This window comes from Streptomyces coryli (genome assembly GCF_011044975.1).
Classification (GTDB): domain Bacteria; phylum Actinomycetota; class Actinomycetes; order Streptomycetales; family Streptomycetaceae; genus Streptomyces; species Streptomyces coryli.
Genome location: NZ_JAAKZV010000309.1, coordinates 1 through 8,333, shown reverse-complemented (window position 1 = coordinate 8,333; position 8,333 = coordinate 1). Strand labels below are relative to the sequence as shown.

Below are 8,333 nucleotides of genomic sequence, written 5' to 3'. Positions count from 1 at the left end.
CAGCGCCCACCCCTGCCCCCATATGGCCTCATATGAGGTTGAAGCCCCACATCAGGAGCCAACCAGGGAGGCACCCCATGCGCGGACACACGCGCACCCCGCTGCTGGTCATCGCCACCGCCGTGGTCCTCACGGCGACAGCCGCCTGCGGCGGAGGCGGCAGTGGCAGCAGTGGTTCCTCCGACTCCAGCGGAGTCGTCCGCGCCTCCTGGGGCGACCCCCAGAACCCCCTCGAGCCCGCCAACACCAACGAGGTCTTCGGCGGCAAGGTCCTCCGCATGATCACCCGAGGGCTGAAGTCCCTCGACCCCAAGTCAGGCCAGGCCGAGGACGATCTCGCCGAGTCGGTCGAGAGCGACGACCAGAAGAGCTGGACCGTAAAGATCAAGAAGGGGCAGAAGTTCTCCAACGGCGAGGCGGTCACCGCCAAGTCCTTCGTCGATGCCTGGAACTACGCCGCCAACGTCAAGAACAAGCAGGTCAACGCCCCCTTCTTCAGCTACATCAAGGGCTACGACGACGTCCACCCGGCCGACGCGAAGGCGCAGCCGGAGGTGAAGACCATGTCCGGGCTCAAGGTCGTCGACGACCAGACCTTCCAGGTGGAGCTCACGCAGCCGTTCGCCGTCTGGCCCGAGACGCTCGCCTACCCGGCGATGGCGCCGCTCCCCAAGGCCTTCTTCGACGACCACGACGCCTGGCTCGACAAGCCCATCGGCAACGGCCCGTACAAGATCGACTCCTACTCCAAGGGCAAGTCGATGAAGCTCGTCAAGGACGACAAGTACACGGGCAGCGACAAGGCCAAGAACGAGGGCGTCGAGCTCAAGGTCTACACGGACCCCAACACCGCCTACACCGACCTGCAGGCCGGCAACCTCGACCTGATGGACGACCTGCCGGCGAACCAGCTCGCCAACGCCGAGTCCGACCTCGGCGACCGCTACATCAACCAGCCCGCCGGCATCATCCAGACCATCACCTTCCCGCTCTACGACAAGGAGTGGCAGGGCGCGAACGCGGCCAAGGTGCGGCGCGGCATCTCGATGGCGATCAACCGGGACCAGATCACCAAGTCGGTCTTCGAGAACACCCGCATCCCCGCCAAGGACTGGACCTCCCCGGTCATCGGCGAAAAGGGCGGCTACGACAAGAACCTCTGCGGCGCCGACTGCAAGTACGACCCCAAGAAGGCCAAGCAGCTGATCGAGGAGGGCGGTGGCATCCCGGGCGGGAAGCTCACCCTGACCTCCAACGTCGACACCGGCTCCCACAAGGACTGGATGGACGCGGTCTGCAACAGCCTCAACAAGGCGATCGGGAAAGAGAACGTCTGCACCGTCAACCCGGTCGGGACCTTCGGGGACTTCAGGTCGCAGGTGACCGACAAGAAGATGAAGGGGCCCTTCCGCACCGGCTGGCAGATGGACTACCCCAACATCGAGACGTTCCTGTCCAAGCTGTACTACACCGGCGCCTCGGCCAACGACGGCGGCTACAGCAACAAGAACTTCGACAAGCTCATCGACGACGCCAACGCCGCCAAGTCGACCGAGGACGCCGTCGCCACGTACAAGGACGCCGAGAAGCTCCTGGTCAAGGACATCCCCGCGATCCCGCTGTGGTACCAGAACGGGACCGCCGGCTACTCCGACGGCGTCAGTGACGTAAAGCTCTATCCGGACAGCATCCCGGTCTACCAGGACGTCAAGGTCAACGGCTGAGGCGCAGCAGCACCATGGGCCGCTACATCATCCGCCGACTGCTGCAGATGATCCCGGTCTTCATCGGGACCACCTTCCTCATCTTCTTCATGGTCTACGCCCTCGGGGACCCGGTCGCCGCCATGTTCGGCGACCGGGCCCCCGACCCGGCGGCGGCCGCCCAGATCCGCAGGGACCTGAACCTCGACAAGCCCCTGTGGCAGCAATACCTGCTCTACATGGGCAAGATCTTCACCGGCGACTTCGGGACGTCCTTCAACGGCCGCCCGGTCATCGAGCTGATGCGCGAGGCCTGGCCGATCACGCTGCGGCTCGCGCTGATCGCGGTGTTCTTCGAGATGGTCATCGGGATCACCCTCGGCGTCATCTCCGGGCTGCGGCGCGGCAAGGCGATCGACACGGCGGCGCTGATCGGCACGCTGATCGTCATCTCCATCCCGACGTTCGTCACCGGGTACGTGCTGCAGTACCTGTTCGGCGTGAAGTGGGGGATCGCCAAGCCGACCGTCTCCGCCGACGCCACCTTCAGCGAACTGCTGCTCCCCGCCATCGTGCTGGCCCTGGTCTCGCTCGCGTACACGACCCGGCTCACCCGCACCTCGGTCGGCGAGAACGCCCGCGCCGACTACATCCGCACCGCCGTCGCGAAGGGGCTGCCGCGCCGCCGCATCACCATCCGGCATCTGCTGCGGAACTCCCTGATCCCGGTCGTCACCTTCCTCGGCATCGACATCGGCAACCTCATGGGCGGCGCGATCGTCACCGAGCGGATCTTCAATATCCAGGGCGTCGGCTACCAGCTCTGGCAGGGCATCCTGCGGCAGAACGCGCCCACGGTCGTCGGCTTCGTCACCATCCTGGTGATCGTCTACCTCCTCGCCAACCTGCTCGTCGACCTGCTCTACGCGGTCCTGGACCCGAGGATCCGCCTTGCCTGACCCGTACGACCAGCGGCCGCACGACGAGCGGAACAGCGCCACCGAGCTGCGCCCGATGGATCTGGCCACCGAGGAGGCCGAGGCGCTCGAGCGGCACGAGAAGGCCACGCCGGCCCGCAGCCTGTGGGGCGACGCCTGGTACGACCTGCGGCGCAATCCGATCTTCCTCGTCTCCGCGATGCTGATCCTCTTCCTGATCTTCATCGCCATCTGGCCGAGCGCGATCACCAGCGGCAGCCCGTACGACTGCGATCTGTCCTACGCCAACCAGGGCTCGCAGTCCGGACATCCCTTCGGCTTCGACAACCAGGGCTGCGACGTCTACACGCGGACCGTGTACGGAGCCCGGGCCTCGGTGATGGTCGGCATCTTCGCCACCCTGGGCGCGGCGCTGGTCGGGACGCTGCTCGGCGGGCTCGCGGGCTTCTACGGCGGCTGGTGGGACGCGATCCTGTCGCGGGTCACCGAGGTCTTCTTCAGCATCCCGATCCTGCTCGGCGGCCTGGTCTTCCTGTCGGTCGTCAAGAGCGGGTCCGTGTGGCCGGTGATCGGGTTCATCGTGCTGCTGGGGTGGCCGCAGGTGGCCCGGATCGCGCGCGGCTCGGTGATGACGGCGAAGCAGAACGACTATGTGCAGGCGGCCCGTTCGCTGGGCGCGGGCAACTGGCGGATGATGATCCGGCACGTGCTGCCGAACGCCGTCGCGCCGATCATCGTCGTCGCCACCATCGCGCTCGGTACGTACATCGCGCTGGAGGCCACGCTGTCCTTCCTGGGCGTGGGGCTGAAGCCGCCCACCGTCTCCTGGGGCATCGACATCTCCACCGCGTCGCAGCGGGTGCGCAATTCGCCGCACGCGCTGCTGTGGCCGGCCGGGGCGCTCAGCCTGACCGTGCTGGCGTTCATCATGCTCGGCGACGCGGTGCGCGACGCCCTCGACCCGAAGCTGAGGTGACCGTGCCGGTGAGTCAGCTGCTGCAAGTGCGCGACCTGCAGGTGGAGTTCCGTACCCGAGATGGCATCGCCAAGGCCGTCAATGGCGTTACGTACGGGGTGGACGCCGGCGAGACCCTCGCCGTGCTGGGGGAGTCCGGGTCCGGGAAGTCCGTCACCGCGCAGGCGATCATGGGCATCCTCGATACGCCGCCCGGCTTCGTCACCGGCGGGGAGATCCTCTTCCAGGGGCAGGACCTGCTGAAGATGGGCCGCGAGGAGCGGCGCAAGGTGCGCGGGCGGAAGCTGGCGATGATCTTCCAGGACGCGCTGTCGTCGCTGAACCCCGTGCTGAGCGTGGGCTATCAGCTCGGCGAGATGTTCGTCGTGCACGAGGGGATGTCGCGGAAAGACGCGAAGGCGAAGGCCGTCGAGCTGATGGACCGGGTCCGGATCCCGGCGGCGAAGGAGCGGGTGGGCGACTATCCGCACCAGTTCTCCGGCGGCATGCGGCAGCGCATCATGATCGCGATGGCGCTCGCCCTGGACCCGGAGCTGATCATCGCGGACGAGCCGACGACCGCGCTGGACGTCACCGTCCAGGCGCAGGTGATGGACCTGCTGGCAGAGCTGCAGCGGGAGTCGGGGATGGGGCTGATCCTGATCACCCATGACCTGGGCGTCGTCGCGGATGTGGCCGACAAGATCGCGGTGATGTACGCCGGGCGGATCGTCGAGACGGCCCCCGTGAACGAGCTGTACAAGGCCCCTGCGCACCCGTACACCCGCGGGCTGCTGGACTCCATCCCGCGGCTGGACCAGAAGGGCCAGGAGCTCTACGCCATCAAGGGCCTGCCGCCGAACCTCACCCGCATCCCGCCGGGCTGCCCCTTCAACCCGCGCTGCCCGCGCGCGCAGTCGGTCTGCCTGACCGACCTGCCGCCGCTGTACGACGTCACCGACGAGTCGGGCGCGCCGCTCCCCGGCCGCGGCAGCGCATGCCACTTCTGGAAGGAGCAGCTCCATGGCTGAGGAGCCGATCCTGCGGGTGCGCGGCCTCGTCAAGCACTACCCGCTCACCCAGGGGATCCTGTTCAAGAAGCACGTCGGCGCGGTGAAGGCCGTCGACGGGGTGTCCTTCGCGCTGTACGAGGGCGAGACCCTCGGCATCGTCGGCGAGTCCGGCTGCGGGAAGTCGACGGTCGCCAAGCTGCTGGTGAATCTGGAGCGGCCGACGGCGGGGGAGATCTTCTACAAGGGCGAGGACGTCACCAGGCTGAGCGGCCGGGCGCTGAAGGCCGTACGCCGGAACATCCAGATGGTCTTCCAGGACCCGTACACGTCCCTCAACCCCCGGATGACCGTCGGCGACATCATCGGCGAGCCGTACGAGATCCACCCCGAGGTCGCGCCGAAGGGCAACCGGCGGGCGAAGGTGCAGGAGCTGCTCGATGTGGTCGGGCTGAACCCCGAGTACATCAACCGCTATCCGCACCAGTTCTCCGGCGGCCAGCGGCAGCGCATCGGCATCGCGCGCGGGCTCGCGCTGCGGCCGGAGATCATCGTGGCGGACGAGCCGGTGTCGGCGCTGGACGTCTCGGTGCAGGCGCAGGTGGTGAACCTGCTGGAGAAGCTGCAGGACGAGTTCCGGCTTTCGTACGTCTTTATCGCGCACGACCTGTCCGTCGTACGGCATATCTCCGACCGGGTCGCGGTGATGTACCTGGGGCGGCTGGCCGAGCTGGGGACGGACAGCGAGATCTACGAGCACCCGACGCATCCGTACACCCAGGCGCTGCTGTCCGCCGTGCCCGTACCGGATCCGGAGGCGCGCGGGAAGCGGGAGCGGATCATCCTCGCCGGGGATGTGCCGTCGCCGGCCAATCCGCCGTCGGGCTGCCGGTTCCGTACCCGCTGCTGGAAGGCGCAGGACCGGTGCGCGGAGGAGGTGCCCGAGCTGACGGTGCCGCCGCACCTCGCCGGCGCGGACGGGGCGGCGCATCCGTCGGCCTGCTTCTACGCCTCCGAGGACCCGGCTCCGTGACCGCTCCGCGGCGGTGGCTGCTCGCGGCCTTCGCCGCGGGGGCGGTCGGGCTCGCGGGGTGGCAGCTGGCGGTGGTGTTCCTGTACGTGGCGCCGGCGAACGGCGTCAGCAAGACGCACAAGCCGGTGATCGACGGCTGGATCTATCCCTGGTTCGAGCAGCACTGGGCGCTCTTCGCGCCGAATCCGTTCGCGGCGAACTACCGGATCGAGGCGCGGACTTCGGCCTCGGGTACGTGGCACGATCTGTCGGCCGTCGACAACGCGGCCGTCCGGCACAGTCCGTATCCGGCGCGGGCGAACCAGAATCTGCTGCGGCGGGCGTGGAAGATCTACCGGGACTTCGGGGATCGGGCCGTTCCGGCGCGGACGGAGCGGGCCGAGCTCTTCCGCCGGTATCTGGGCAATATCGCGGCGGGGCGCCTCGAGGGGCTCGGCGAGCGGCGGGGCACGTACGACGCGCTGCAGCTGCGCATCACGACGCTGCCGATCCCGGCGCCGGGGGCGGCGAGCGCGCCGCGTCCGACCCGGACCGTGCTGCCCTGGTGGCGGGCGTGAAGCTGCTGGAGCGAGCGTCCGGGACGGCGTACTCGCTGCGCAGCGCCGCCGTGCTGCGGATCGGCACCGGACTGCTCTCGCTCGCCTATCTGCTGCGCGACATCGGCGACGCCGGCGTGCTGTGGGGGCCGGAGGCGTACTGGACGCCGGAGATGGCGCTGGAGCTGAACGCGCTCAATGGGTGGACCGGCTTCTATACGGTCGCGGTGACGGAGAGTCCGGTGCTGTGGTGGGTCTTTTACGGCCTCGCCGTCGCCGTCAGCGTGCTCTTCACGCTGGGGTGGCGGACCCGGGTGACATCGATCGCCTTCGCGGTGCTGGTGTGCGCGGTGCAGTTCAGGACGGCGTTCGTGAACGACTCCGGCGATCACCTGGTGCGGCTGCTCGCGATCTATCTGGCCTGCACGGCGTGCGGGCGGGTGTGGTCGCTCGATGGGCGGCGGGAGTGGTCGCCGCCACTTCTGAAAGGCGAGAACGAGGAGCTGCGGCGGCGGGTGGTGACGCTGACGCACAACCTCGCCCTGCTAGTCATCGCCGGGCAGGTGATGATCGCGTACGGCGCCGCCGCCATGTACAAGATCCAGGGCTCGACTTGGCGCGACGGCACCGCCCTGCACTACGCCCTCCACCTCAACGCCTTCACGCCGTGGCCGGAGCTCTCGCACTGGGTGGCGGGGCAGTCGGCGCTGATCCTCGGGCTGGCCTATCTGACCGTCTTCACCCAGTTGGGGCTGCCCTTCGCGGTCTTCAGCCGGGTGCTGAAGTATCCGTTCCTGATCGCGCTGCTGGGCAGCCACGCGGCGATCGCGGTTCTGATGGGCCTGCCGCTCTTCTCCGCCGCCATGGTGATCGGGGACATGGTCTTCCTCGGCGACGCGTTCTGGATCGGCGCCGCCGTCCTCGTCAAAAGGGGTTCCGGGGGCAGAGCCCCCGGAACCCCTCGGCGTGACCATCGCGGCGAAGCCGCAGTGCTCAGCCGCCGGAGCCCTGGATGACGCCGACGCGCTCGGCCGGGTCGGTCGCGCGCAGCGCCCCATCCAGGGCCTGGGCGACGTCCTTCGCCTGGACCGGGACCGTGCCGGTGGCCCGCTTGAGCTTGACGCCGTCGAAGGTGGTTCCGTAGAGCTGCTTCAGCACCTTCAGGTTGTAGTGCGGCTGCAGATTGCCCTTTTCGTCCGGGACCATCGTCAGGAACTTCGGCAGCGACTTCTCCGGGCTGAACTGGATCGAGGCGCTGCCCGCCTTGACCGTGACCAGGCCCGACATCGCCGTCTTCGCGAAGCCGTCCAGCGCGGTCTTGAACTGCGCCTGCGTCACCGCGCCCGACTGCTTGGCGGTGGGCAGGGACACCGGGGAGTTCGGGCCGCCCGCGGCGCGGTCGGCGAAGGCGTCCTGCAGCTCGGTCATCGACTTGTCGACGTCCAGCGACTGGCCGCTGCTGCCCTTGACCGGAACGGCCTTGCCCGCGACGAACTTGATCATGCCGCGTTCGCTGCCGCCCGCGCCCGTATCCTCCTTGAGGTCCTCGAGGGCCGAGCGCAGCTTCTCGGTGTCGTCGGTCATCTTCGGCTCCACCTCGCGGGTGCCGCCGAAGAGCGAGCCGATGACGGTGACCGGGTTGTAGTCGGCGCCGGAGGCGGAGCGGACCGTCTCGGCGGTGTCGACGCCGAGGCCCGCGTGCTGCGGCTTGATGCTCTTTTTGGTCTCGCCGACGGTCACCTGCAGCGGCGCGTTGACCCGCTTGCCGAGGGCGTCGTCGAGCTTGCTCACGGCCTCGTCGCGGGTGCTGCCGCCGATGTCGACGCCGAGGACGGTGGTGCCCTTCGGCACGTCGTCCTGGCCGAGCACGAGGCCCGCGCCGTACGCCACGGCCAGCAGGCCGAGGACGCCGCCGCCGGCGAGGATCAGCGTCTTCTTCATCTCCGCGGGGCTGCGCTTGGCCTTCGGCGCGGCGGCCGGGGAGGTGGAGACGGACGCGGACGGACCCGACGGCGGGGTCGGCGGCGGCATGAAGCCCTGCGAGTCCGACGCCTCCTGGGCGTACGGCGAGGGCGCCTGCGGCATGCCGGAGCCGGGGACGCCGCCGGTGAGCGTGTTGCTGGAGGGCACGCCGCCGGGCGGCGGCGTGCCCTCCAGC

8 protein-coding genes are annotated in these 8,333 nt (G+C 68.8%); 7 read left to right on the top strand and 1 reads right to left on the bottom strand.

Features of this window, described 5'->3' with window-relative positions:
* The first annotated feature begins 77 nt into the window (after window positions 1-77).
* Genes G5C51_RS37435 through G5C51_RS37405 form a run of 7 tightly spaced genes read left to right on the top strand, consistent with a single transcriptional unit; the run spans window position 78 to window position 7,191 of the window.
* Complete coding sequence (locus G5C51_RS37435) at window positions 78-1,724, top strand: peptide ABC transporter substrate-binding protein (protein WP_165244598.1); 1,647 nt, start codon at window positions 78-80, stop codon at window positions 1,722-1,724.
* A 14-nt stretch (window positions 1,725-1,738) separates the two neighbouring features.
* Entirely contained in the window at window positions 1,739-2,662 is a 924-nt protein-coding gene (locus G5C51_RS37430) for an ABC transporter permease (RefSeq protein WP_165244596.1), read from the top strand.
* 55 nt (window positions 2,663-2,717) lie between these two features.
* The gene (locus G5C51_RS37425; protein ID WP_165244602.1) at window positions 2,718-3,617 is read left to right on the top strand and encodes an ABC transporter permease; all 900 of its coding nucleotides are present in this window, start codon (window positions 2,718-2,720) and stop codon (window positions 3,615-3,617) included.
* 8 nt (window positions 3,618-3,625) lie between these two features.
* Window positions 3,626-4,627, top strand: a complete 1,002-nt coding sequence (locus tag G5C51_RS37420; protein ID WP_165244594.1) for an oligopeptide/dipeptide ABC transporter ATP-binding protein — start codon at window positions 3,626-3,628, stop codon at window positions 4,625-4,627.
* Complete coding sequence (locus G5C51_RS37415; protein ID WP_165244592.1) at window positions 4,620-5,639, top strand: ABC transporter ATP-binding protein; 1,020 nt, start codon at window positions 4,620-4,622, stop codon at window positions 5,637-5,639. The genes G5C51_RS37420 and G5C51_RS37415 overlap by 8 nt, the downstream gene beginning before the upstream one ends.
* Window positions 5,636-6,196: a DUF5819 family protein gene (locus tag G5C51_RS37410; protein ID WP_338118448.1), complete on the top strand. Its 561-nt coding sequence runs from the start codon at window positions 5,636-5,638 to the stop codon at window positions 6,194-6,196. The genes G5C51_RS37415 and G5C51_RS37410 overlap by 4 nt, the downstream gene beginning before the upstream one ends.
* On the top strand, window positions 6,193-7,191 hold the full coding sequence (locus G5C51_RS37405; protein ID WP_165244590.1) for an HTTM domain-containing protein: 999 nt from the start codon (window positions 6,193-6,195) through the stop codon (window positions 7,189-7,191). The genes G5C51_RS37410 and G5C51_RS37405 overlap by 4 nt, the downstream gene beginning before the upstream one ends.
* On the opposite strand, the gene G5C51_RS37400 is transcribed toward G5C51_RS37405, so the two are convergent.
* On the bottom strand, window positions 7,169-8,333 hold a 1,165-nt coding region (locus G5C51_RS37400), incomplete at its 5' end, for a peptidoglycan binding domain-containing protein (protein ID WP_476715154.1). The genes G5C51_RS37405 and G5C51_RS37400 overlap by 23 nt on opposite strands.

Bases quoted from the DNA above. Each gene is read 5' to 3' on its own strand.
- G5C51_RS37435 (WP_165244598.1), top strand. From the start codon at position 78: ATGCGCGGACACACGCGCACCCCGCTGCTGGTCATCGCCACCGCCGTG.
- G5C51_RS37430 (WP_165244596.1), top strand. From the start codon at position 1,739: ATGGGCCGCTACATCATCCGCCGACTGCTGCAGATGATCCCGGTCTTC.
- G5C51_RS37425 (WP_165244602.1), top strand. From the start codon at position 2,718: ATGGATCTGGCCACCGAGGAGGCCGAGGCGCTCGAGCGGCACGAGAAG.
- G5C51_RS37415 (WP_165244592.1), top strand. From the start codon at position 4,620: ATGGCTGAGGAGCCGATCCTGCGGGTGCGCGGCCTCGTCAAGCACTAC.